This is a genomic window from Marinitenerispora sediminis (assembly GCF_003336425.1).
In the GTDB taxonomy this organism is placed as follows: domain Bacteria; phylum Actinomycetota; class Actinomycetes; order Streptosporangiales; family Streptosporangiaceae; genus Marinitenerispora; species Marinitenerispora sediminis.
This window is the reverse complement of record NZ_QEIO01000343.1, coordinates 1-618: the sequence shown is the minus strand read 5'-3', so window position 1 is coordinate 618 and position 618 is coordinate 1. Positions and strand designations below refer to the sequence as shown.

Here is a 618-nt window from a genome sequence, read left to right as displayed (position 1 = left end):
GAACCGGGAGGCCAGACCCGGGTTGGAGTCCAGGAAGCGCTGCATCTCGTCGGTGTAGCCGGCGACGATCACCACGACCTCGTCGCGGTGGTCCTCCATCGTCGGGCCAGCGGGGGACAGCGGGCCGGGCGCGGTCGCGGGGCCGACCCGGGGAGGCCGCCCCCGCGCCGGACACCGGGAGGTCCGCCGCACCGAAGTGCCGCCGCACGCCCCCGGCCCCCCGCGGTCCGCTCACGCGGGCGCCGGGACGTCCGCCGGCAGCAGCGCGGTGAAATCCTCCCGTCCGGCGGTCCCCGCCATCTCGACGAGCCGCCCCGCCTGCCGGGTGATCATCCGCTCCAGGACCTGGCGGGCGTAGCGGGCGTTGCCGAACGACGCGGTCCGCGGCACCGCCGCGAAGTGCTGCGCCAGCGCCTCCAGCGTCTCCGGCCCGCACTCGTAGCCCGAGGAGGCCGCCATCTTCGAGACGATGGTCACCAGCTCCTCGTCGCTGTAGTTCGCGAACTCCACCTGGTGGCTGAACCGGGAGGCCAGACCCGGGTTGGAGTCCAGGAAGCGCTGCATCTCGTCGGTGTAGCCGGCGACGATCACCACGACCTCGTCGCGGTGGTCCTCCAT

Annotated in this window: 1 pseudogene; it reads right to left on the bottom strand. The window is 73.8% G+C overall.

Annotated elements, in window-relative coordinates:
- Positions 1-231: 231 nt before the first annotated feature.
- A pseudogene (locus DEF28_RS26700) lies at positions 232-618 on the bottom strand (right-handed parallel beta-helix repeat-containing protein); the annotation flags it as partial.